The organism is Vibrio inusitatus, from assembly GCA_024346935.1.
GTDB classification, from domain to species: Bacteria; Pseudomonadota; Gammaproteobacteria; order Enterobacterales; family Vibrionaceae; genus Vibrio; species Vibrio inusitatus.
Genome location: AP024878.1, coordinates 1,181,886 through 1,206,602 on the forward strand (window position 1 = coordinate 1,181,886; position 24,717 = coordinate 1,206,602).

A 24,717-nucleotide genomic window follows, 5' to 3' on the forward strand; every position below is an offset into this window, starting at 1 on the left:
GTTGCTGTTAACAGTGTTCGCCAGTGTTTTGATGCTAGTGAGTACATCGAGCTATGCAGCAGAGCAAAAAGCCAACACCGCAGCAGAAAAAGAAATAGTGCAATTGGCTGGTGCAGACTATTGGCGAGATGTGAAAGGAGGCGTTGAGGGTACAACAACCTCAAAGTCTCCTGAACATGGTGTGCTAATTAGTGTGCCTGGACAAACGTGGTTTATTTTAAAAGAGAAGTGGATGTCTCCAGCGGCGGCGGTCGCTATCTTTGGCAGTATCATGATGGTGGTATTAGCATACTTCCTAGTTGGGCCATTGATGTTAAGTAAGCCGCGTACGGGCAGAAAGCTTAACCGCTGGTCTCGAATGGATAGGGCGCTTCACTGGACAATGGCATTTACCTTTTTGACGCTCTCATTTAGTGGGTTAATGCTGGTTTATGGCAAGCACTTTTTGAAGCCGTTTATCCCGACGGAGTTATGGGGGTTGGTCATTATGACGGCCAAGCAATACCATAACTACATAGGACCTATTTTCTATATCTTACTTATTTTCATCTTAGTGAAATGGTGGCGTAAATCTATTTTCAATAAAACCGATATGCAATGGTTCATGAAAATGGGGGGCATGGTAGGCAAGCATAAAGGAACTCATCCATCGGCGGGCTTCTCTAATGCCGGTGAAAAAGTTATCTATTGGCTGTTGATTGTTTTTGGCGCAGTAGCGGCAACCAGTGGCGTTATTCTAGATTTTCCAATCTTTGACCAAACCCGTCGCGATATGGAGATTGCCAATCTAGTCCACATGATCTCAGCCTTAATACTGATTTGTGGTTTTGTGTTCCATATCTATATTGGTTTGTTTGGTATGGAAGGTGCACTTGAAGGCATGGTTACCGGTAAAGTTGATGAAACCTGGGCTAAAGAGCACCATGACTTATGGTATGAAGAGGTGAAAGATCAATTGGAAGATGCCCCTGTTAAGGGAGCCAATAAGAAGGATGGGGTGAGCAATGAATGATCATCATAAAGGCATTTGGTGGGCTTATATAGGCAGTATTCTTACTCCATTTACCTTGTTATTGTCGGGCGTTATCGCAATTGTGTATGCTGGATATCGTTTAGATAAGGATGAAGACAGCGATGTGGTGATCTCTCACTACTACAGCTTGATCAGAAACTTCTTTTTGTTTTTGACCTTTTTTGTGGTGTTGATTGTTACCGTCGCGACTTCAAACGGTGTGCTTATCGGGGTTAACGATTATTGGGCTCGGAACAGTGCACTGGTTGAGATCGCGCATTTTATCCCAATTGCGGGTGGCGTCATTTCAGCCATAGCGATTGCGGTATGGTTTGTTCGAATGTTCAGAGGCATGCGTTTATTGAAAGAGAATAAGCCTGTAGTTCAAGCAAAGTCGCTTCACCAGTTTTCTCAGACTTAACATTGAATTGATAACGCTAAAAAACAAAAACACCAGTGCAATTCACTGGTGTTTTTTTATGCTTACGGTGACAGTACCTATTGAAGGATTGGGCAGTATCCAAGTTTTCGAAGAGCTAGATTCCGGCTTAAAGACTGCCGGAATGACGAGGGTCAGGCATATCGTACAGACTACACACCGTCATCCTAGAATTTACGTAGTAAATATCTAGGATCTTAGAGAAGACATTCCTGGCTTAGGCACATCCTAAGACTCAGCAACACTTAAGCGCTTCTCAGCTTCCTCTGAAATTGCTTGATACTCTTCTTACTATTGGTACGTCGATTCGCTTTTTTATCTCTTGGTGTGCGCTTACTTTGTCCAGAAGAAGGCTTGTCTGTAACAGGGAAGCCTTCTAGGTCTTCAAGAGGAAGCTCGCGTTGAGTCAGCTGACGTATAGCGCTCAAGTATTCGGTTTCGCCATGACACACTAAAGAGATAGCGACACCGTGTTCGCCTGCACGTGCTGTGCGTCCAACGCGGTGAACATAAACCTCTGCGTTTGAAGGTAGTTCAAAGTTAATGACAACTGGCAGGCGTTGCACGTGGATGCCTCGCGCTAGCAAATCAGTCGCAATGAGCACATGGACCTTTTGTTGTTTAAACAGCTCTAACGTCTCTTCGCGCTCTTGCTGAGATTTATTACCATGCAAAGCCGCAACTGAAATTCCTGCTTTCGTTAACTTTTTAGTCAATGCGTCAGCGTTATCTTTAGCACCGATAAACACTAAGACCTGCGACCAGTTATGTTGCTTCAATTGAGAAATCAAAGCATTGGTCTTATTGCCTTTGTTAACTAGATAGAGCGTTTCTTCAATACCCTGAACAACACTATTGGCTACGTTGGTCTGTATACGTTGTGGCGTATGCAGTAATCCCTTTGCCTGCGTTTCTAGCTTTTCCGAGAAGGTAGCTGAGAACATCAAGGTCTGACGCTTTGGTGGAAGAAGAGATACGATCTCTTGAATATCAGGCCAAAAGCCCATATCTAATAATCGGTCTGCTTCATCTAACACTAATGAGGTAAGTCTGCTGACGTTAATTGAATGATCGTTTAATAGATCCAGCAGTCTTCCTGGAGTCGCAACCAATATTTCAGGTGTTAAGAGCAGTTGCTCTTTTTGCCACTCTTTATCAATTCCGCCACACAAAGAGAGAGCGGTGATATCGACGGTGTTGGCATACGGTTCAAGGGTTTCGCACACCTGAGCTGCAAGCTCTCGAGTAGGCACAAGAATGATGGCTTGAGTACTACAAGGTTGCAGCTTTACCTGCTCAAGTATGGCAAGTCCATACGCCAGTGTTTTACCACTGCCTGTTTGAGCAATAGCGAGCACATCTTGACGTCCTATGATTGCAGGGATGGCTTGGCCTTGAATCTCGGTAGGCTTAGTGAAATTGGCCTGCAAAGTTTCAGTTAGCTCAGAGCATAGGGATAACTGTGAAAACGACATAATCAATCTTGGGTAGTGCTGTTCGGGCGCAGTTGAAGTTGAAGACCCATTAAGAAATTGCGCAGGATCTGGTCTTGGCATTCTCGGTAATGCTTGTTGTCAGGCTTTCTGAAAAAAGCACTTAACTCGTGTTTACTGAGTCTAAAGTCGACAAGTTTTAATGTATCAAGAATGTCTTCAGCCTTCATATTCATGGCGATACGAAGCTTCATAAAAATCATGTTGTTAGTAAGACGAGACTCTGGCTCTGGCTGAGCCCCTTCGCGTTTACCGCGTTTTTGATTGATAAGGCCATTAAGAAATTGAGCTAGTTCTTTGTCGATGATTTTGCAAAAAGAGTCATCTTCTTCTTTCTTTAGCCAATTAATCACCTGTTCACGGGAGACCGTAAGGTCAGCTGCGTTAAACACCTCAATCATATCGGCATCATTGAAATCGAAGGTGTAGCGGATACGGCGCAAAATATCGTTGTTAGTCAAAATAGTTCCTAATGGAGTTAAGTTAAGGGTGCAAATGGCGTGCACCTTAACACAGACAATTGAATCAATATAAATATTAGTTTGTGATTATGGTTATTGTGTAAAAAATACCAGTGACGTGTAATGAGCAATCGAAGATAAAGAGGTAACAAACCAATGCGAGTAGAGATTGTAAATTGGCAATCAAAAGATGAGATTTTTCTTGTTCGAAATACCGTGTTTACCGCAGAGCAGGGCATAGATACTCATCTAGATTTTGATGGTCAAGATGAGTCAGCGATACATGCAATTATCTATGATAACGATGAACCCGTCGCAACTGGGCGCATGTTAGAAGATGGTCACATAGGTCGTATCGCTGTGCTTATCAGTCATAGAGGCAAGGGATTGGGCACTATCATAGTGGAGGCTATGATTGATGAAGCTCGTAATAGGAATTTTACAAAAGTGTATCTAGGTGCTCAGGTACATGCGTTGGATTTCTATCAAAAATTGAGGTTTGAATCGATAGGAGAGCGCTACGAAGAGGTAGGCATAGAACACCAAACGATGCAGTTGAGTTTAAACTAAAATTTCCACATAAACTGTCTAAAGCTACATTTAGTAAAACTAGCGTCACATTCAGCCAATCAATATTTTGACTTGTGATAGTCCACTAGTAAGGTATATGCGACGATATGGGTAAATATGAACAATAATAACCCAGTCGTTTTGGACTATTAATCAAGGAGATGGTTGTGTTTAAACGAAACTTAATGTTGGCTTTAGCGTGTTTACTGCCCCTATCAGTAAGTGCTGCAAACTATTCAATTGGTACCGGAGGTCAAAGCGGTATCTATTATCCATTTGGCGGTGCATTAGCAAAAGTCTGGTCTGAGCATGTGGCAGATGTGAATGCAAAAGCAGAAGTCACAGCGGCTTCAGTAGAAAATACCATCAAGGTTGTACGCGGCGATATGATTGCAGGGATTGCAATGGGTAACGTGGTATTAGATGCCTACAATGGTCAGGGTAAATTCCCTTCAAAAATGCCAGTGAAGACGCTTTTTGCTCTTTACCCAAATCTAGTTCATACCCTTACTCTAGAAAAATCTGGCATCAACTCTCTATCTGATCTAAAAGGCAAGCGTGTATCCTTAGGTGCTCCGGGCAGTGGCACGGCAGTAACGTCAGCAGCACTTCTTGAGTCTATTGGTATTGATGTTAAAAAAGACATTAATGCGGTATACCTAAACTATTCAGAAACCACAAATGCACTGGCTAATGGCCAGGTAGATGCAGGTTTTATCGTTGGCGGTCAAGGTGTTGGTGCGGTAACGCAAGTAGCTTTAACGCATAAAATCAAAGTCCTCTCTATCACGGATGAAGAAAGCCAAGCATTTGTAACGGCTAACCCTGCATACAGCTCTTATGATATTCCAGCGGACGTTTACAATAACGTCGGTGAAGTCTCTACGCTAAGTGTTTGGAACGTATTGGTGGTTAACGCAAATATGGATGATGATATGGCGTACAACCTAACGAAAGCGGCCTATGAGAATATGGGTGATATTCGTAAGGTAGTTAAGATGGCTGAAATGACGACTCCAGAGAACGCGTCTCGCCTGCAAGGTGTGCCTCTACACCCTGGTGCGAAAAAGTACCTAGACTCTGTTTCTAAGTAAAATCATCTAATAAAAAAGCAAGCGTGATGCTTGCTTTTTTGTGCTTACAACTCTTATCTATTTTTTTCTTTCAGGCGCCGTTATGGATGTAACTAATAACGAAAATAACCAAGATCTTAGTGCTAACTTGCCCTATGAAAGAATGACAACATTCTTTGGCTATTCAATATTACTGATTGCTGTTGCGTTATCAGTGTTTCAAATCTGGCAGGGAATAAGCTCAACTATCTCAGCCACTTATTTTAGACCCATTCACCTATGTTGGGTGTTGGTACTTATTTTTCTCCACTTTCCGTTAATCAGTAATCGCAGAAGTAAATTTTACTTGGTCGGTCGTGGTTTTGACCTCATTTTGTGCACTGTCGTTGTGTTCGCGGGCTACCGCATGTCAATTTTTGACTACAACGATATTAATTATCTGTTCTATGGATTACAGCCAGCAGATATGTTTGCCGGTGGGGCACTGATTGCGCTGCTAATGGAAGGCTGTCGCCGTACCGTTGGCTGGGTGATGGTGCTCATTGCGGTGATATTCCTTAGTTACAGTATGTTTGGTGACATGCTGCCAAGTGCAATCTCAATTAAAACTTACTCTTTGCAAGAGCTGATACAGTTTCAGATATTCTCCGCTAACGGCGTATTTGGTTCAGCACTTGGAATTGCGGCAACTACAGTATTTATCTTCGTTCTATTTGGCGCTTTTCTAGAGGTGACAGGAGCTGGAAAGTTCTTTATTGATCTTGCATTTGCTATTGCGGGTAAGTATCGAGGCGGCCCAGCCAAAGCGGCAGTACTTGCCTCAGCAGGTTTGGGTTCTATTTCAGGTTCAGCGATTGCCAATACGGTAACTACAGGCTCTATCACCATTCCAATGATGAAAAAGCTTGGCTATAAATCGGAGCAAGCTGCAGGAATAGAGGCAGCGGCCTCTACCGGCGGACAAATCATGCCACCAATAATGGGGGCGGGTGCATTTGTCATGGCTCAGTTTACGGGCGTACCTTATAGCGAAATCATGTTTGCCTCAATCGCACCGGCGATTATATATTTCTTCTGTACCTTGCTGTATGTACATCTTATGGCCTGTAAATTGAATCTGCAGGCCGTGAGTAAAACAGAGGCAGTGATTGCCGTAATGAAACATGGTGCTCACCACCTAATTCCTCTTGTGTTGATCACTACGCTGTTGATGATGGCTTACTCTCCACTGTTAGTAGGTGTAGCGGGATGTGCTGCTATCTTAGTTGTAGCAAGTATGCGTAAGCACAGCCGGATTGGTTTCAAGAAATTCTTTCAGGGTATGAAAAATGGAGCGTTATTGGCTCTGCCTATTTCGGCTGCGTGTGGCGCAGCTGGTATTATTGTTGGGGTTGTAGGACAAACGGGTATAGGGCTTCAGTTTACTCAGTTTGTAATGGATTTCTCTGGCGGTCACATGATTATCGCTCTTGGGTTAATCAGTATTGTGGCGCTGATCTTAGGGATGGGCTTACCTGTAACAGCGGCCTATATTGTATTGGCAGTTATGGCTGTGCCTATGTTGACCGACTTTGGATTGCCGCTTTTGACCGCTCACTTAATTGTATTTTGGTTATCTCAAACCTCAAATGTTACTCCGCCAATCGCACTCGCTGCGTTTGCTGGAGCTGGAGTGGCGAATGCTAACCCTATGAAGTCTTCAGTAGAGGCGTTTAAGTTGGCTGGTGGTTTATTCATCATCCCAATCATGATGGCATACACTAACTTGGTAAATCCTAATGAGGGGATACTTACGCTTATGGTGTCAGTGGGACAGACTCTAGCTATTATCGTGGCTATTGCGATCACCATAGAAGGCTACTTATTAGGGGCACTTAACAAGGTGGAGCGAATTGCTTCTGCTGTTGCTATTCCTTTGCTGCTTCTTAATCCATTTAATGTAGGAGTATTAGGTGCAGCAATTATTGTTGGAATTGCAGTGTTGCAGTGGCGCTCACACAAGAATGAACGCTAGCTAACATTCAATCGCTTTTAGTAAACGTTATTTAGCCCCGTCTCTTTGAGTCGGGGTTTTTTGTTGCTACATGAAAACTAGTTGACACTGTCAACTTATGTAATTATAGTTGTGTATATCAACTAAATGAGAGGGCGCACAATCTATGAATACAATCGCTGTAATGCCAACAGTAACCTCTGAAGAAAAGAGCACACCTCTATTTCTGAAGGTGTTAGCTGTAATCGGGATAATGATATTAATGGGCGGTTCTATCACCGGATTGATGACTTATCTAAATCAAGGTTATAGCGAGTTGTTTTTTGCCCAGTGGATACGAGCCTTTCTTACGGCAGCGGTAACAGTGATGCCATTGGGCTTTGCGTTAATGGCGTTACTGACGAAGCTTGCTGAGCGCTACTTACCTAACTCTAGTGAAAAAGTACGAAATGTATTGATTGGCGTGATCATGGCAATGGTTATGGAGTCAGGAATGGCATTTAGCACCGCCATTAACAGTGTTGGTGTTATCGACACATCGAGGCTAGTAAATATTTGGCTAGAGACATTGATATCAGCCCTTCCTTTAGCATTGCTGTTAATGGCTGTGGTATCCATAACGCTGAAACCAAAAGTTGAACGCTTTTTAAAAAACTGAAATTAGTAATTAGAACAATGAGGTATCCCTATGATTCGTAAAATAAGACAAAATCACAACTATCGCATTACCATTGAAGAAATTTCGCAAGAAGAAAGCAAAACGCTGCAATTTGAGTTTCAAGACAGAGAAGATATGTTCAAAGTGGTTGAAATGATAAATAAAGGCAGTGAATTACCTAAACAAGAAGCAACTAGGTTGGCAGTCGCCCTTCGCTTATTAGGTCCCGTGATGATGCAAAATAGAAAGCATCCCTTGTTTGCTGACTTTATGCCACATTTTAAAACTTTTATGCAGAACCTAAAAAGTACTATTAAGGCTACGGTAAAAGCCTAGAAACCAATAAGCAAGGTACAAAAGTTAAAGGTACCTTGCCTTTTTACCGTAGTACTAATCGAACTGATTGTTTAAATTCTGAGAAGGCCTTAGAGAATAAAATTGTGGCTTTATAGCACATTAAGGTAACAAAATTGTCTGTGTAAACGAGTTTAATATGGCGATATACCCACTAATTGCGGTATATATAGCGGATGATTTGACACATTTAGTCAGAAAAACAGACGTTTTGGGAGAGTATTAGTGGCGCTAGTAACCAAGTTTTGTCCAGCATGTAATGAGGGGACAACACATGAAACATCACACCCTATGCATTGGGTCCACCTGATTATGACCATTTTTACTGGTGGGCTTTGGGGCATTATCTGGTTATGGAGGGGTTTGATGAACCGTCCGAGTGTTTGCTCTCGTTGCGGTTGTGATAACTCGTAATCACAACTTGGATAACGAAAAGCCCTAGTCTCTTTTTAGTTGAAATACTTTAAAGAGGTTGGGGCTTTTTTCGGTTAAGGCAACGTTGAATTGATGAATAAGAAACACAACCAAAAAGGCGTTGTGGGCATTAATACAGCAAATTCAAACTATTAAGAATGACCAAGCCAATAGTGGTAGTGACCACCGATAAAATCGTTGTCAGCGCAATAATATTGGCAGCGAGTGTTGAGTTTCCGCCCATTGAACGTGCCATAACGTAACTTGCAGCAGCGGTAGGTGAGGCCGTCATGAAAAAGATGATACCGAGCGCTTCGCCGCGAAAGCCAAGCACATAGGCCAATAGACAGCTGACAATAGGCGCAGCAATGAGCTTTAATGTCGTGGCAATCCAAGTGGGCGTGATTTCATGTTTTAGCGAATTAAGATTTAATGAACCACCGGTGCACAATAGTGCCAGAGGGAGAGTCATGCTGGCGAAGTAGTGACCTGCATCAGAGGCGACTTTAGGGATGGGCAGTCCGATAAACGAGTATGCAAATCCAGCCATAATTGAAATGATTAATGGATTGCTGGTAATGCTCTTTGTCATGGTTTTTAGTGCACTTGCCCCCGTCTGCGCCCCCTTTGGTGTTAAGGAGATCACAGCAAGAACATTATAAAGCAAGGTGGTAGCGGCAACATAGATAGCTGCGGTTGCGAGTCCTTCTGTACCATACATGTTGGCAACATAAGCTAAGGCAATAATGCCAGTGTTAGCACGAAATGCCCCTTGTACGATTACGCCACTATCTTTGTTACCTTTGAGCAGTACGCCCACTAAAGCAGTGCAGAATGCGAAAAACAAAACATTACTGCCTACGCTAAACCCTACCAGTGAAGCGCTGGTAGCAAAGTCGTGATCAGCCTCAACTAGGCTTAGGAATAGCATTGTCGGTAGGGTAACTTTGAATACGAGGTTAGAGGCACTTTCTATAAAGGCATCATTAATAACGGCAATCTTCTTAAGAACAACCCCCATCACCAAAATTAGACAGATTGGTCCGGTAACAGAGATAGAGAAAGCGAGTTGGTCAATAAGTCCCATAACAGCCTACATAGATAAAATTTTAAGAGAGCACCGATTACTGTTGATTTGTAATACAAATATGCAGTGTGGTCTATAATGCCATGTTTTTCACATGCTTGGCAAAGTTAAATCAGAGGAAGTGGGCGTGAATGCGCAATAATTCTTGATTACTATTTCATCACTTAAGGTTACTTTTTACTTTTAATCACGTAAGATGTGCGCCTGATTTTTCTCGGGAAGACATTGTGAAAAGAGAACAGTTTGAGTTATTAGCACCCGGTGGCGATCTAGACTCGATAAAGGCGGCAATCGCGGCCGGAGCAGATGCAATATATTGTGGTCTTGACCGCTTTAATGCGCGCAATAGAGCCACTAACCTGACTCTAGATAACCTTAATGGGGTACTTGAACTTGCTCATCAGCATCAATGTAAGATCTTCCTGACGCTCAACGTTCTTATTTTGGAGAGCGAGATCCCTGCCATAGTGCGTCTTCTTAGTCAGCTTAATACCACTAAGATTGATGGCGTAATTGTGCAAGATATGGGACTAGCTTATCTACTGAAGCATTACTTCCCCGAACTTGATGTACATGCCTCAACCCAGCTAAACACCCATAACGAAGGACAAATCTTGTTCTTAAACCAGTTAGGCGCAAGTAGGGTGAACCTTTCACGTGAGTTGAACATCAAAGAAATTAAACATTTGGCTCAGTTTGGTCTAAAGCACGATGTAATGATGGAAGTGTTTGTACACGGTTCATATTGTATTGGTTTCTCAGGTTTGTGTTATATCAGCTCTGCGCGTAATGGTGCCTCTGGTAACCGAGGCCGATGCAGTCAACCGTGTCGTGAGCAGTATGAAACGACGCAAACAGGCAATGATTACCCTCTGAATCTAAAAGACAATTCTGCGTTTGGTGATCTAGAAGCGCTAGTGGATGCGGGGGTGTATTCGCTCAAGGTGGAAGGGCGTATTAAAAAGTCTCATTACGTGTTTACGGTTGTCGATAATTGGCGCAAGCAAATCGATAGACTGTGTGATGGTGAAACATTATCGAGTGACACTACAGAGCTGTATACGGTATTTAATCGCGACTTCTCTAATGCATTTTTGCAAGCTGATTTTGGCAAGAGCATGTACATCGATAACCCTAGAGACAATGCGGTAACGCATTTTTCTAAGGTCTATGGTGCGACATCTGAAGAGCAGATAAAGCGGGTGAAAACCAAACTTTATGATGACAAAACTGATATTATTCAGCGTGTTGCTAAAGAAACCGCTGATTTTGATATTACAGGATCAAATCATAATGGTTCGAGCTTAAAAGGCGCTATCGACACGCCGCAGATAGAAAAGCTTTCTCATCATCAACCTTTGAGCGCGACACCTAATCTGTCGGTACTTATCTCTTCAAAAGAAGATCTAGAGCTACTTAACAACGGCAATGCTGATTTCTATTATCAACTTCCAATGGGAATGAAGTCTGAACTTAGTAGTTTGGTTGAGCTATTCACTGAACATCCAATGCTGAAGCCGTATTTCCCTGCAATTTTGATTGGCGATGATTTTGACGCTGCCATTGAGTTCATGGAAGCGGTACAACCTGACTTGTTGATTACCAATAATTCCGGCATCGCATATCAAGCCAAGCAGCTTGGCCTTGGCTGGATTGCGGGTCCGCATATGAACACCACAAACTCGTTTGCAATGTACTGCCAACAGCAAGAGTTCTTGGCTTCAGGTGCCTTTATTTCTAACGAATTGAGTAAGAAGCAGATCCGCCATATTAAGAGGCCGGAAAATTTCAGGACCTTCTACAGTATTTATCATCCAAATACCCTGCTAACCAGTCGCCAGTGCTTGTTCCAACAAACAGAAGGATGTAAGAAGATTAAGGTGAACAAAGGCTGTTTAAGAAAGTGTGAGAAGCGCACCTCGATCATTAATCTTAAAGATAATCCTTACGTGGTTCAGAAACATAAAGGCAGCCATAATAGTATCTACAGTGAGCACAACGTGCTTAATCTAGAACTGTTAACAGATTATCCGGAGCTGTTTACCGATGTGCTGATTGATTTGCGAGATATTCAGACAGAGACTCAATTGCTCGTAGAGAAAGAAGAGTTGATTACACTGTTCGAACAAGCACTGCAAAATAATATGACGGACTCAAATGCTATTCAGCTTATTCAAAGCAAGGTTGCGCCAACAGCCAATAAGCAATACTTCAAGGGTGTATAATCCCTTAATTGGTCGATTGGCATTAGATAAGGATATCGAAAGAGATGATTTTACCGAGTCGCGGATTTGAGCGTTACCATGCACATGTGTATTTTGACGAAACTAGCCTGATTTTTGCGCAGAGCTTGCGAGAGCCTGTTTCAAACAAATTTAATGTTGAGCTTGGCCGAGTAAATACCAAACTAGTAGGGCCGCATCCTTGCTGGAGCTATCAAATCTTGTTTTTGGAAGAGGAATTTGACGAGATCATTGCTTGGTTGGATGCCCATAGGCAAGATTTAACGGTACTTCTTCACCCAGAAGCAGGCAATTTTCTTATCGACCATACGCAAAGAGCGGGCTGGCTTGGTGAGCCAATAGAACTTAACCTGACTTAAGTTATTTCCAAACAAAAAGAGAACCCATAAAGGTTCTCTTTTTAATTTGCGTAGATTACATGAACCACTTCCACCACACGAACAGCGCTAAGAAGCCAAACAAGTAAATTAATCCAACGATAGACAGTGCTTTTAGTTTTGGTCCTACTGCCAATTCAGCAGGTAGTGGAGTACGTGTCACTAGGATGTAGTTTAACAGTGCAAAGAATGGTGTTGTGATGAAGGCAAGCACCATCGCAAAGTCCAGCATAGGCAGTAGCGCTTTTGCTAGGAATACCACAATAAACAGCGCTGATAGAGATACGATCAACATCCAAGCTTGATTTGCTGCTGGATGGATAGTTTTCTTTTTGCGAAGTAAGCGTTGAGATTCGGTAATAACGCGAGAGTAGCCATCGATAACCGTGATGGTGCTACCAAAGATACAGAAGAAGGCAATGACGGCAACAAGGTAGCGAGACCACTCACCAATAGTTGCAGCATAAAGGCTGATTAGCTGATGTGAGAAACCCACGCCAGATGCCTGAAGTTGCACACCTGAGCCATGCAGCATTAGTGCACCTAAAGCCACGAACACCATAGCCAATACCGCGGTACCAATGTAACCAACGTTAAAATCAAACAAAGCCGATTTTGCGGTCACTTCTTGCCCACGGCACTGACTCTTCAACCACATTGAAGTCAAACTTGAGATCTCAATAGGGGCGGGCATCCATCCCATAGTCACAACAATGAAGCCAATGGCCGCGAGTGTCCATGGTGAAGGTGATACAAAGTCAGGCTGAGGTTCAACAGGATTACCAAAGGCAATTGCGACCGCAATAAGAGTCGTCACGGTAAGCACTGCCATAATAGCCTTCGACAGTGTATCCAGTGCCTTGTAGTGCCCCACAAATAAGATAGCAAGGCAGGTTGCCAGTACAATCATACATAAGACTGGCATAGAAAGATCAACGGGAATAAAGTAGGCCAGTAAGCTTGCGCTAAACATGAGCAGTGCGGCTGTATTGACGATGGCAGAGATCACACTGAGCAGTGCAAACGAGATCAGATAAGGCTTACCTAGGTTTGAATACCCTTCAACAAGGCTTGTTTTCGTCCCAATCGTATATTGAACACCGGCTTTAAAAAAAGGGTATTTAAAAAGGTTAACCAGTAAGATCAAAATAGCCAGTTGCCATCCGTAGATAGCCCCCGCCTTGGTTGAAGCTACAAGGTGAGAACCGCCAACAGCTGCTGCGGCAGCCATTACGCCAGGGCCTAAAGAGCGCGCTAATGTACCTAACCTCGTTGGGGAAGCTTGAGAGGGGATTGCGTTGTCCATTACTACATCCGTATGTTTATTTATCCATTGTCAATACGAACTATAAATATCATATAACCATAAGGTGTCAATAATTAGATACACCCATAAAGGCAAATGTGCGCTTTGACGTGTTAAGCGCCTTTTAAATGTACTATTGTTGCGGGAACTGTGAGCTAAGCCCTACAGGGAATTAGTGACTCGATTGGCGATGTTGCTGATAGAGTGTTAATGCTATTCCACCTAAAATAAGTCCCATACTTAATAGGTTTTCAGTGGTTATGGATTCATGAAGGAAGAAGGCACCCATTATCATGGCGATAGCAGGGACTAATAACTGTGAAAGTGATGCGCTGAGTAATGATATTTTTGGAACAACAGCATACCAAAGCACATACCCCAGACCAGAGGTAATAACCCCCGAGATTACAGCATAGATAAGCCCTTGAGAGCTTATACTCTTTGTATCAAATGCCCAGGGGATGAGTGAGATAGAGATCACCGCAGCAACAATAAAGCCCTTAGTGGTTGCTGGAAGTGCGGCTCCGGATTGTTTGCCTAGAAGAGTAAATCCCGCCCAACTGATACCTGATAGCAACATGCTTAATATTGGCCATAGAACAAGGGTTGATGAGGACGGATTTACTAGCCAAACAAAGCCTGAAAAAGACACTAAGATGCCAAGCCATTCGATAGAGCTAAAACGATGTCCTTGAAACAGATGCATGCCTAGTAAAGAAAACTGTACAGAGCCAAATAAAATCAGAGCGCCGAAGCCAGTTGTGAGCTCGGTATAGGCCAGAGAAAAAAGTAAAGCATAAAGAAACAGACAGATGCCTGAATAGAAGCCAATACGCCATTGATGGTAAAAGCCTTTGGCTCCCTGGGATAGCAGTAAGATTGCGCTAAGAGTCAAGGCTCCAGAGACGATACGGACCAAGGTGAAGGCTTCTGCGGAAATAGCCCCATCAACTAGTGCTAAGCGAGATAGCAAAGAATTGGCAGCAAAGGCTATCATTGCAAGTCCAGTTAAAAAGAGTATCTGCACTAACTATTCCTTTTCTTATGCTTCTCGCAATAATTGAAAGGGCTCAAAGAGCCCTTAATGTCGGATAACCTTAGTTAAGGTTGGACAGTTTGTCGTCAACTAATGCTTGGAGTTTTTCGTAGGTAAGATAACCGCTGATTATCTCGCCATCGACGAGCATTGCTGGCGTGCCTCGCAGTCCTAGATCGCTAAAAAGCGCTAGATTTTTATTGATGAGTTCATCACTTTTCATTGACGGATTCACAAATGCAGTGGTGTCGGTATTTTTTGCTACCTTACTGATAGAGTTGAGATTATGAGCACCAGGCTTGCCAACCATTAACTGGTGAACGTCTTCATAGCTACTGCGTTTTTCACGCCATACGTTCAATCCAAAAGAGGCTGAGTTCACGCTACTTTGCTCTTTAAGGGGAACATAGAGATTAACCACACGAACGGTATCTGGATTATTTTCGACAAGTTTGTACAGCTCTGGGTCAAATTTCTTACACCAAGGGCAACTGTAATCAGTAAATACAATCAGTGTTAAGGGAGCTTCTTTATTCCCTATGGAAGGCTGTAGGTCATTGTTGTAAAGATAATCATGACTTTGCGATAGAACGGATTTCAGCTGATCTTGCTGTTCTATGTATGTCTGCAGATTGCCATGCAGGCTATCCACTAATTCAGGGTGCATCTGCAACATGTCTGCAATTTCTTGTATCTTCTGTGTTGTCGTATTTTGATTGGCATTCACTGGCGCGATAAAAACAAGCAGTGAAGCAACGAGGCTAATAAATAGAGTTTTAATGTTCATGAGATGCCTTAAAGAAGCCACAGTCTAGCGAGTAGACCGATAGGCGTAGTAATTCCAGTAGTAATATTTTTAATTTGACCATTTTCAACAATCGCTATGGTCGGGGTCACTTTGAGATTCCAGCGAGAGCTTATCTGACTTTTAGGGTCATTAATGTTCTCAAACTGGTAGTCATGACTATCGAGATAAGCTTGCACCCGACGAGCTTCTCCAGATGAGGCGCTGATAGCGACAACGTTATAATATTGGCTAAGCCAATTAATTGTGGGAGTCACAAACTTACACGCGCCACACCACGTTGCCCAGAAATAAACCACTACCGGTTTATCTTGGCTAACGGTATTTAGGTCTATGAGGTTTCCAGAGATCGTCATAGCGTGTGTGGTTGGGCTTTCGCTAGAAGTGAAATCTCGAGTACGCCAAAGATCGACTGCTACTGAAATCACGGTAAATATTAAGATATAAAGCAGAGATTTTTTAAAGATGTTTAGAATTGTCTTCATCAAAACTCTCCTCCTGCTTTTTCTATCGCCGTTTGCACAGGTGCAGTGCTAAGAACCGTCGGCAGGGCAATGCCTTGTGGGGCATTGGGTCCATATACGATATTAAATGGCACGCCATAGCGGTTGTAGCTTCTTAAAAATCCGGTCACTCTGTCACTAGGTCTTGTCCAATCTCCTTTCATTCGAATCACATTGGTATTATCTAGTGTCGAGTAGACCGGTTCTTGCAATAAAACACCTATCTTGTTGGCTTTACAGGTAATGCACCAGTCAGCAGTGATATCCACAAAAACGACTTTACCTTCAGCAACGTATTTTTCTATGTCTGGCGTGGATAGTAGGTGCCATTGACGCTCAACAGGCAAGGGCGTAGCCCAATTATCGGCGGTCACACTAGCGGTAATTAGGCCACCACCCGAAGCTACAATCCCTATAACCGCAACGACTGCGGCCACGTTCTTTCCATAAGCCGACTGAGACTTAAAGATAAGCATGCAAAACAGACTTAACCCTATGAGAATGATCCACAGCAACGATAGATGATTTCCTAGTAAAGAGAGCAACCAGATACTGGTCGCCAGCATCATCAAACCAAACAAGAGCTTCATCTTATTCATCCACGGCCCGGGTTTGGGTAATTTGGTTGCTATTGAAGGGAAAGTAGCGACCAGTAGCCACGGAAGCGCCATACCTAAAGCTAGGGCTGAAAAAATCACAAACAGTGTGCTTATATCGGCACCTAGGGCAAACGCAACAGCGGTTCCCAGAAATGGCGCAGTGCAGGGAGTCGCGAGTAGGGTTGCAAACATCCCCTGAATAAAGTGTCCGGAATATGAATTATCGCCTTTTCCTGCAAGCCAAGTCGAAATGCCAGAAGACAAGCGCACCTCCATCAACCCGAGCATATTCATCGCAAACAGTGCGGTGACCACAAACAAGAAGCTTAAAAACCACGGGCTTTGAAACTGAATGCCCCAACCCAAGGCGCCGCCTGACAGTTTTACTATGGCCAAAAACAGTGCAATCGACCAAAACGAAACTAAAATGCCGAGCGCAGATGCAATAAATTGCCATCGAATCTTACGTCTCTCTTGTCCTTGCATACTCACAATTGAGCTAAGCTTCATGCCTAAAACAGGCAACACACACGGCATGATATTGAGAATAAGACCACCAATAACCGCGAATATAAACATCTGCAATAAACTTGGCGTAATGGAGCTTACTACTCCCGTGCTAACTGCTACTTGTTCTTCGGCGAGAAAGTCGGAGTCTGAGAAAGAGATCGAAACGATTTCGTTTTCGAGAGATGGCGTACCCAACCAACTGGTTACTTCAAACACAGCATGCAGCGTATTGCCATCTACAGTAAGGCTTGGTTTCTTAAAGCTGGCGTCTTCTACATTTTCGGCTTTACCATCAATTAATACATCCGGAGCATGCCAAGGGGTTGTCTTGGTCACGTTGACTTCTAACTTAGAGCTGGCCTTATCCCATGTCGCATCTATGTAACTTAGCAAAGGTGAATCCTTTGGCACAGAGCTAATAGCCTTGGCATAACTGAGCATTGCCTGATCGTTTGTATTGAGGTCATTGGCCACAAACGAAAGCGAGATGGGATAATCGGTGAGCACACAAATTGTCGTGCATGACGGAAGCGTCAATGTTGCATTCAACGTCGTTGGCTGTGAGAAGTCATTCAAATGCAGTGTGATAGGAAAGAGCACATCAGATTGATAGCCTAAGGTCTCGATGCCAAGTAGAGAAAATCGCTCTGGAAATGGCCAGTGCCATTTGAGGGATTCAATATTGGTTGATGCAGTGTAATCGATACTGGGTGCAACACCGGCTTCGCCTGCGGTGCGCCAATACGTTTTCCAGCCATCATCGAGTTTAACCTCCAGCAAGCCTTCAACAGTGTGCATGTCACTGTTAGTTTGACCTGTAAGATCAAACCGTACTTGAACAGGAGGATGATCGGGAGAGGTAATCCAACCAGAACTGACTTCGGATGCAAAGACGACTTGCACAAAGCTGGTAGCCCATAAAAATAGCAATCCACTCAATAGAGGCTTGAGTAGAGTGTGAGTTATAAATTTTGTTTTAAGCATAGTTTTTCCATAAATAACAAAGTGATAATAGTTCGAAACCATCTTTTGTTTATTCACGAAATACGCAAAGCCGAAGATAAAGTCGTGGGGGAGGTCCTGTTGGCAGTGCAAAGAAACGCACTGGCTTAAAGGAGTGGCTAACTGTGAAGATGCCAATTAACGCAATCAGTAACAGTGCAACAGCAAGGTCTTCCATACTGACTTGATGAAAGCTCAATAGCTTTTCGGATAGGGAGCAGGGCTTTTCAGTCAATGAATGATGGGTTTGTTGTTGGCTTATTTCAGCTACTGCAGATTGTTCGGTAGAAATGGGGCAAAGATTAATAAAACCAACATTTTTGACCAGGCACACCAATATGACCCACCACACCAATAGTAGGGAGTATTTTGCGGTTAGATGCTTTTTCTGCTTGGGCTTCACGATAGGGTTATTGAAACTTTGTTGAGTCCATTAGGCGTAACTTAGCACAGTCTAGGCAGGCATTGAAATACAAATGCTTATCAGTTAATGGTGTGAGCATCTACTGCAATAATGTAAATGAAACTTAATTGTCATAAGTTCGTAATGCTCGGATTTTAGTGTACTTGCACAACAACGTAGGCATAAAAATGAAGGAATACAATGAACTGTCTCAATAAGTCTCTTATTGCTCTGGCAACGATGATAGGTGCAACCTCAGTATGGGCTCAAGATTTAGCGTCAGTAAAAGCGGGAGATGTCTATCAAGTGACTTTGTCTGAGCTTAAGCCGACACAGCCTTCCGTAGGTTACGATCAAATTTACTACAAGTTAGGTCGCTATCAACACGATGTAAAAAAGCAATTTGATGAAATTTGTGAAGCCAATGGTCAGAAAGGTTTAGCATCATTTGATGATAGTTCAGAGCCTTCAAATCCAGAGTCCTTTGTCTGTGAACAAAGCGTTGGTGAAAAACGTAAGGACATGAAAACGATAGTACTTGCGCCGAATAATGAAATTTATCTAACAGACGGACACCATACCTTCAATACCTTCTGGCATATGTCGGGTGGCGGCAGTGATTTCAAAGTGCATGTTATTGTGGATAAAGACTATCGTCATCTAGAAAACATGCAGGCATTTTGGTCTGAGCTAGAGGCCGACAAGAATGCATGGTTGTTCGATCTAAACAATAAAGCGATTACTCATGATGAGCTACCGCTGCAAATGGGTATCACTAATTTTGCTAATGACCCATATCGCGCGTTGATGTATTACTCACGAGACGTAAGCTGGAATAAACCAAAGCAACCAGTGCCATTCCTTGAGTTTTATTGGGCTAAAGAACTGAAACCAGTGTTTGACCTAAACCAATACGACCTAACAACAGAGCAAGGTTATATGAAAGCGGTGAAGGAAGCCGGTGAAGTGATTTTATCTCTGGATACTGAGAACCTAGGTGGTTCTGGTTTGTCTGCCAAATCAATGGGGCAGTTTGATAACTTTGATGAGAAAAGCTTCCAGAAGATGACTCGTAAAACTAGCAAGCTTGATTATATGTTGGGGTATAAGCAGGCGCTTTAAGCCTTTGGGCATGAATGAAAGATGGCCGATAAGAGCACTCGGCCATGACGGTGGGTTTGTTGGGATACGGTTCTATCAAGTCATCGTAATTCGTCATTCCGGCAGTCTCTTAGCCGGAATCTGGCCCAGCGGATTCCTAGGGAGTGCCCAAGCCAGACATGTGCACGCTAAGATCCTAGATATTTGCTGTGCAAATTCTAGGATGACGGTGTTTCACGTAGACTCCATGCGTTCGATACGCTCGGTGCCCGATTACCGTCATTCCGGCAGTCTTTTAGCCGGAAGCCGGCCCAGCGGAATCTTAGGTAGTGCCCAAGCTAGCAATGTACACGCTAAGATCCTAGATATTTGCTGTGCAAATTCCAGGATGACGGTGTCTCGAGTAGACTCCATGCCTCCGATATGCTCAGTGTCCGATTACCGTCATTCCGACAGTCTTTTAGCCGGAATCTTAGGAGTGCCCAAGCTAGCAATGTACACGCTAAGATCCTAGATGTTTGCTGTGCAAATTCTAGGGTGACGGGGGCATGGTTCTCCTAGTGTGTCCGCTTCTCGTCATTCCGGCAGTCTTTTAGCCGGAATCTTAGCTAGTGCCCAAGCTAGCAATGTACACGCTAGGATCCTAGATATTTGCTGTGCAAATTCTAAGATGACGCAGTGAGCTCAATCAGTACTCAGCATAAACACTTGTCGTGCCATCTGCATGAAAGGCGATCACGTCAAAATCCTTATACGCTTCGCCTGGTTTAGCCATACCCGGAGAGTGCATTGGCATTCCTGGTGCTGCGAGTCCTTTAATGTCTTGTGGATGTTCTTTGAGAAGGCGTGCTACCTCTTTTTCTGGCACATGTCCCTCAATTAAGTAACCGTCAATAATCGCAGTGTGGCATGACTGTAGTTTGGCTGGCATGCCAAACTCTCGTTTAACATTAGTCCAATCTTTTTGCTCTTGGATATCAACTTGATACCCTTTCTGCTCCATGATCTCAGCCCATTCTGTACAGCATCCGCAACTCGGAGATTTATACATCTCTATATTGCTCGATGCGAAGCTTAGGCCACTAAATAGAAGGGATGTGCTAAGGATTATTTTATTAAACGTTTTCATTGTATTACTCCATTGCCTAGCATCTTGCTGGGCAAATTTATATTGTTTAGAAAAGTGTAAGACACTTTTTGATGATTCGATTTAGCTAAATAGAACGCTAAACAATAGGAGGTCGCAATACGGCTTGTTTGTAGGGCGGTAGAATATCTGAAGAGGGTAGAGAGTAACTTGTTTTATCACGACTAATGCTGGAGAGGTGCAGTGTAGATGACGGTAAACTAATTAAACTGCCACAAGCTTGATCGCAACACTGATGAGCGGCGCTAGAGCACCCACTTGCAACTTGTTGGTGTGATTCTCCGCAGCAATCTGCGGTCATAGATGTCTTTGCTACCTGATGATGAGCAATAGAAACGGTTTGAGCTACCGACGGATAAACACCTGAAACTAGCAAAGCCAGTACCAGTGCTATTGCAATTATGCTGTGTGAATGAAATCGTTTTAGCATTGTCGGTATCCCTAAAGTTCCTATTCGTTATAGCTCATATTAAATTTTCTCGTCAATAGAAATTTTCGTTTCAGTGATGAAACCTAAATATCCATAAATCAATACCTTAAACTATTTGACCTGTGAGCTGCTCATAGGTTTTAGACTAGTGCGACACTTAATTTAACGAGGATAATTTACATGGGATGTTGTAACAAAGCACCAGAGGGAGGCACGCGTTCGCTAGGACCATTGCTTAAATTAGTCGCACTTTTATTCGTCGCGATTTTTATTCTGGCGTTGTTTGCAAATTAAATTCTTGACCTGTGTGTAGCTCCTAGGTTTTACACTAAGGTTATAGTTTAGAAATAGAACTCTAGGAAGTAGCCAATGATTACCTCAAAACTTGCTAAATCAGCCAATGTCTCCCCTGATACGGTGCGCTATTACACCAAGCGTGGATTAATTAGTGCGACTCGAAATCCTGACAATGGATACAAAGAGTATGACCTAAATGCATTACAAAGGTTGAAGTTCATCCATCAAGCAAGGGAACTTGGCTTTGGTTTGAAAGAAATTGAGGAAATTCTGGCGTCCACACAAGATGGTAGTTCACCTTGTCCTAAGGTGCGCAAAATGATGGCTGAGAAGATCGTAGAGACAGAAGCGCAGATCATCAAGCTACAGCAACATGTTGCAATGTTAAAAGAGACCTTTGATCAATGGGGTGAACTGCCAGACAGTTTGCCAACAGGTGACTCTATTTGTTGCCTGATTGAATCTTGGACTGAGGAGCACAAGTAATGAACCAGTTTAGCCTTCAACTTGAGGGTGTTTCTTGTGGCGGGTGTATTAACAAAATAAAACGCGCCGCTCTTGAACAAGATCCTCAATTTACCATCGACAGCAGTGAAGATAAAAAGTGGGCTCGCGTTGCCACTAGCCTGAGTATCGATAACATCTTGGCTGTGATTATGGAACTTGGCTACAAAGCGAGTGAGCATCCATTGCCACAGATTCACAGCAAAGTAACTAAGGTTTCTTGCCAAGGCTGCGTAAAGAAAATCACCAACGCATTGATTGAACTCGATAAAGATGCAGTGATTGCTGTCGATGTTGAAGCTCAAACTATTGATGTAAATAGCCTATTGTCCATTGAGCAGTTGCAATCTGTGTTGCGAACTTTAGGTTATGCTTCATTCGATGAGGTATTAGATGTCGAAGAGCCTGCTATTGAAAATCCAACGTTGGAGGAGCCGACCTTAACAAAGGCAAGTACTGAAGCTGGCTTAACTCGTCTTAACCTGTCAGGCCTCACTTGTGCCAGTTGTGTAGCGACTATAGAAAAAGCGTTAACGGGTAAGCAAGGTGTGGAATCGGTGAATATTAACTTTGCCAATCGAACAGCAAGTATCTACTCCAACCTGCCTGCTGATAGCTTGATTGAAGCGGTCGAAGGCGCCGGTTATGGCGCATCACTTATCCTAGATGAAACCCAAGCAGAGCAGGAGCGTGAGCAAGCAGAGCAACAAGAGTACCGGGATAAAATTCGCCATACTATTGTTGGCTTAGGGCTGGGCGTCCCGCTGATGCTCTACGGCTTACTTGGCGGCTCCATGACAGTGAATACGACCTCAGAGCAGCTCATCTGGTTGGGTGTCGGATTGTTAACTCTAGCGGTGCTCTATTTTAGTGGTCGCCATTACTTTGTCGGTGCTAGCAAAGCCTTTGTTAACCGAAGCGCGAACATGGACACCTTGATAGCATTGGGAACCGGTTCGGCGTGGCTCTACTCTATTGTGGTCGTAGCTATGCCATCCTTACTTCCTGAAAGCGCCCGTCATCTTTATTTTGAAGCCTCAGCGATGATCATAGGTTTAATTAATCTGGGGCAAGCTTTGGAGTTAAAAGCTAGGGGCAGAACGTCTCAAGCAATCAAGCGTCTGCTGGATCTAAGAACCAAAACAGCGGTAGTGATTCGAGAAGGTAAAACGATCACTTTACCGGTAGAAGAGGTGATTATTGGCGATACTCTGTTGATTCGTGCAGGCGAAAAAGTGCCAGTAGATGGAAAGGTAATAGATGGAGAATCGTTTATCGATGAATCTATGCTAACGGGTGAGCCAATTCCTGTAACGAAAACAAAAGACGACAGTGTGTCTGCAGGGACGATAAATGGCGATCAAAATCTTACTATAATGGCTAGCAAGGTGGGTAGTGACACTATGTTGGCTCAGATCATTGAGATGGTTTTTAATGCTCAGAACTCTAAGCCTTCAATCAGTCATTTAGCAGACCGTGTTTCCAGTGTGTTTGTGCCTACAGTAATGATACTGTCAATCATTACTGCCTTAATGTGGTACAACTTTGGACCTGCGCCAACAGTGATTAATATGCTCGTGAGTGCAACCTCAGTGTTGATTATTGCTTGCCCTTGCGCTCTTGGTTTGGCAACGCCAATTTCTACCATGATAGGCATCGGAAAATCAGCGGAGTTTGGCGGCCTTATTCGTAACGGTGATGCTTTGCAAAAAGCCAGCGATATTGATGTGGTAGTACTGGATAAAACCGGCACTATCACTGAAGGAAAGCCGAGTGTGGTGAATGTAAGAACTTTCCAAGAAAACACTGCTGCATTGGGCTATCTACATGCTCTAGAACAAGGCTCTACACATCCATTAGCGTCTGCAGTGGTCAATTATTGTCGCGAGAACTCACAAGACTTAGATGGTCATAACGTAGTGGGATTCCAGTCGTTGAATGGTCTAGGAGTTCAAGCTGAAATTGACGGCCGTGCAGTGCTACTTGGAAACGAAAGACTGATGGCTGAACACGGTATTGCAATCGATAGTGCTCAATCCATAGCTAATGAATGGGAGCGTCAGGCTCATACCGTGATCTATTTGGCTATTGATAATCAGCTTACGACTTTATTGTCTATCAGCGACCCAATAAAAAGCGAGTCTTTGCAAGCAATCGATGCGCTTAAATCCCTAGGTATAAAAGTGGTTATGCTGACAGGAGATAATGAATATACTGCGCAAGCGGTGGCGGCTTCGACGGGAGTTGATGAGGTCCATGCGCAGCTTATGCCTCAAGACAAACTGCAATGGGTGACAAAGCTTCAGCAACAAGGTTTGGTTGTTGCTATGGTGGGAGATGGAATCAATGATGCACCAGCGCTGGCACAATCTGATGTGGGTTTTGCTATTGGGCATGGCACGGATGTCGCTATTGAAAGCGCCGATATTACCTTGATGAGAGGTTCACTATTTGGAGTATCTCAAGTGATAGAAGTCAGTAAAGCGACTATGAAGAACATCAAACAGAATCTATGGGGTGCTTTTATCTACAACTCACTAGGGATTCCAATTGCAGCGGGCGTATTATTTCCGCTGACGGGTATGTTATTGAGCCCTATTGTTGCAGGTGTCGCCATGTCGCTTTCTTCTATTACAGTAGTGAGTAATGCCAATCGCTTGAGATTATTCACACCAAAATCATCAGCAGGTATTCATCATGGTTAATATTATTGGCTTATTTCTGATCGCCTTTATTGTGTGGTGGTTTTGGCTAAAATAGTCGAATTATAAAATATTCATTAAAGCTGACGGTGTCAGCTTTTTTTTATTAGTAATTTCAAGTGCCTATTGCTGAAAATTGACATACTCTTTGTTACATAAACAATGATACAATAGCGTGTAATAAAAGTGTCACAATAA

The 24,717-nt window shown here is 43.3% G+C and carries 23 protein-coding genes; 12 read left to right on the plus strand and 11 right to left on the minus strand.

Going from position 1 to position 24,717, the window contains the following annotated elements; all coding sequences use genetic code 11:
- Positions 1-31 precede the first annotated feature (31 nt).
- Together OCU48_RS05475 and OCU48_RS05480 are read left to right on the plus strand one after the other, a co-directional pair.
- Positions 32-1,012 (plus strand): formate dehydrogenase subunit gamma, encoded by a 981-nt coding sequence (locus OCU48_RS05475; protein ID WP_244312242.1) that lies wholly within the window; start codon positions 32-34, stop codon positions 1,010-1,012.
- The gene (locus tag OCU48_RS05480) at positions 1,005-1,433 is read left to right on the plus strand and encodes a hypothetical protein (RefSeq protein WP_141344330.1); all 429 of its coding nucleotides are present in this window, start codon (positions 1,005-1,007) and stop codon (positions 1,431-1,433) included. Before OCU48_RS05475 ends, OCU48_RS05480 begins: the two co-directional genes overlap by 8 nt.
- A gap of 263 nt (positions 1,434-1,696) precedes the next feature.
- On the opposite strand, the gene OCU48_RS05485 is transcribed toward OCU48_RS05480, so the two are convergent.
- Positions 1,697-2,926 (minus strand): DEAD/DEAH box helicase, encoded by a 1,230-nt coding sequence (locus OCU48_RS05485; RefSeq protein WP_141344331.1) that lies wholly within the window; start codon positions 2,924-2,926, stop codon positions 1,697-1,699.
- Between the two features lie 2 nt (positions 2,927-2,928).
- A complete protein-coding gene (locus tag OCU48_RS05490; RefSeq protein ID WP_141344332.1) occupies positions 2,929-3,405 on the minus strand; it encodes a YehS family protein in 477 nt (158 codons plus the stop codon).
- 156 nt (positions 3,406-3,561) lie between these two features.
- Here OCU48_RS05490 and OCU48_RS05495 point away from each other — a divergent pair, with 156 nt between their 5' ends.
- The 5 genes from OCU48_RS05495 (at position 3,562) to OCU48_RS05515 (ending at position 8,035) form a co-directional block, all read left to right on the plus strand.
- A complete protein-coding gene (locus tag OCU48_RS05495) occupies positions 3,562-3,975 on the plus strand; it encodes a GNAT family N-acetyltransferase (RefSeq protein WP_141344334.1) in 414 nt (137 codons plus the stop codon).
- 161 nt (positions 3,976-4,136) lie between these two features.
- A complete protein-coding gene (locus tag OCU48_RS05500; RefSeq protein WP_141344335.1) occupies positions 4,137-5,069 on the plus strand; it encodes a TAXI family TRAP transporter solute-binding subunit in 933 nt (310 codons plus the stop codon).
- Positions 5,070-5,151: 82 nt separating this feature from the next.
- Entirely contained in the window at positions 5,152-7,062 is a 1,911-nt protein-coding gene (locus OCU48_RS05505) for a TRAP transporter permease (protein ID WP_141344337.1), read from the plus strand.
- Positions 7,063-7,207: 145 nt separating this feature from the next.
- Positions 7,208-7,699 (plus strand): DUF2798 domain-containing protein, encoded by a 492-nt coding sequence (locus tag OCU48_RS05510; protein WP_141344339.1) that lies wholly within the window; start codon positions 7,208-7,210, stop codon positions 7,697-7,699.
- Between the two features lie 30 nt (positions 7,700-7,729).
- On the plus strand, positions 7,730-8,035 hold the full coding sequence (locus OCU48_RS05515; RefSeq protein WP_141344341.1) for a DUF3861 domain-containing protein: 306 nt from the start codon (positions 7,730-7,732) through the stop codon (positions 8,033-8,035).
- Between the two features lie 562 nt (positions 8,036-8,597).
- Here the strand turns inward: OCU48_RS05515 and OCU48_RS05520 are convergent.
- Positions 8,598-9,554 carry an AEC family transporter gene (locus OCU48_RS05520; protein WP_141344343.1) on the minus strand — a complete coding sequence of 319 codons (957 nt, stop codon included), beginning with the start codon at positions 9,552-9,554 and terminating at the stop codon, positions 8,598-8,600.
- A 227-nt stretch (positions 9,555-9,781) separates the two neighbouring features.
- On the opposite strand from OCU48_RS05520, the gene OCU48_RS05525 reads away from it, so the two are divergent.
- Both OCU48_RS05525 and OCU48_RS05530 read left to right on the plus strand, forming a co-directional pair.
- Entirely contained in the window at positions 9,782-11,779 is a 1,998-nt protein-coding gene (locus OCU48_RS05525; RefSeq protein WP_141344344.1) for a U32 family peptidase, read from the plus strand.
- 44 nt (positions 11,780-11,823) lie between these two features.
- Positions 11,824-12,156 (plus strand): DOPA 4,5-dioxygenase family protein, encoded by a 333-nt coding sequence (locus tag OCU48_RS05530; RefSeq protein WP_141344346.1) that lies wholly within the window; start codon positions 11,824-11,826, stop codon positions 12,154-12,156.
- A 55-nt stretch (positions 12,157-12,211) separates the two neighbouring features.
- Here OCU48_RS05530 and OCU48_RS05535 read toward each other — a convergent pair whose 3' ends face one another.
- The 6 genes from OCU48_RS05535 to OCU48_RS05560 all read right to left on the minus strand — a co-directional run bounded on the left by OCU48_RS05535 (position 12,212) and on the right by OCU48_RS05560 (position 18,269).
- Positions 12,212-13,480, minus strand: coding sequence for an NRAMP family divalent metal transporter (locus tag OCU48_RS05535; RefSeq protein ID WP_141344348.1), 1,269 nt, complete (start codon positions 13,478-13,480; stop codon positions 12,212-12,214).
- Positions 13,481-13,652: 172 nt separating this feature from the next.
- Entirely contained in the window at positions 13,653-14,507 is an 855-nt protein-coding gene (locus tag OCU48_RS05540; protein WP_141344350.1) for a DMT family transporter, read from the minus strand.
- A gap of 70 nt (positions 14,508-14,577) precedes the next feature.
- Entirely contained in the window at positions 14,578-15,303 is a 726-nt protein-coding gene (locus tag OCU48_RS05545) for a DsbA family protein (protein ID WP_141344351.1), read from the minus strand.
- A gap of 8 nt (positions 15,304-15,311) precedes the next feature.
- A complete protein-coding gene (locus OCU48_RS05550; protein ID WP_141344353.1) occupies positions 15,312-15,806 on the minus strand; it encodes a protein disulfide oxidoreductase in 495 nt (164 codons plus the stop codon).
- Positions 15,806-17,917, minus strand: coding sequence for a protein-disulfide reductase DsbD family protein (locus OCU48_RS05555; RefSeq protein ID WP_141344355.1), 2,112 nt, complete (start codon positions 17,915-17,917; stop codon positions 15,806-15,808). The genes OCU48_RS05550 and OCU48_RS05555 overlap by 1 nt, the downstream gene beginning before the upstream one ends.
- A gap of 49 nt (positions 17,918-17,966) precedes the next feature.
- Positions 17,967-18,269 carry a hypothetical protein gene (locus tag OCU48_RS05560; RefSeq protein WP_244312233.1) on the minus strand — a complete coding sequence of 101 codons (303 nt, stop codon included), beginning with the start codon at positions 18,267-18,269 and terminating at the stop codon, positions 17,967-17,969.
- Between the two features lie 270 nt (positions 18,270-18,539).
- Between OCU48_RS05560 and OCU48_RS05565 the strand changes: the two genes are divergently transcribed.
- Positions 18,540-19,460, plus strand: coding sequence for a ParB/Srx family N-terminal domain-containing protein (locus OCU48_RS05565; protein ID WP_141344357.1), 921 nt, complete (start codon positions 18,540-18,542; stop codon positions 19,458-19,460).
- Between the two features lie 667 nt (positions 19,461-20,127).
- Here OCU48_RS05565 and OCU48_RS05570 read toward each other — a convergent pair.
- A complete protein-coding gene (locus tag OCU48_RS05570) occupies positions 20,128-20,568 on the minus strand; it encodes a DUF411 domain-containing protein (protein WP_141344359.1) in 441 nt (146 codons plus the stop codon).
- Positions 20,569-20,665: 97 nt separating this feature from the next.
- Positions 20,666-21,016, minus strand: coding sequence for a hypothetical protein (locus tag OCU48_RS05575; protein WP_141344361.1), 351 nt, complete (start codon positions 21,014-21,016; stop codon positions 20,666-20,668).
- Positions 21,017-21,385: 369 nt separating this feature from the next.
- Here OCU48_RS05575 and OCU48_RS05580 point away from each other — a divergent pair, with 369 nt between their 5' ends.
- Together OCU48_RS05580 and OCU48_RS05585 are read left to right on the plus strand one after the other, a co-directional pair.
- Positions 21,386-21,799, plus strand: a complete 414-nt coding sequence (locus OCU48_RS05580) for a MerR family DNA-binding protein (RefSeq protein WP_141344362.1) — start codon at positions 21,386-21,388, stop codon at positions 21,797-21,799.
- Positions 21,799-24,522 carry a heavy metal translocating P-type ATPase gene (locus OCU48_RS05585; RefSeq protein ID WP_141344364.1) on the plus strand — a complete coding sequence of 908 codons (2,724 nt, stop codon included), beginning with the start codon at positions 21,799-21,801 and terminating at the stop codon, positions 24,520-24,522. Before OCU48_RS05580 ends, OCU48_RS05585 begins: the two co-directional genes overlap by 1 nt.
- The last annotated feature ends 195 nt before the right edge of the window (positions 24,523-24,717 follow it).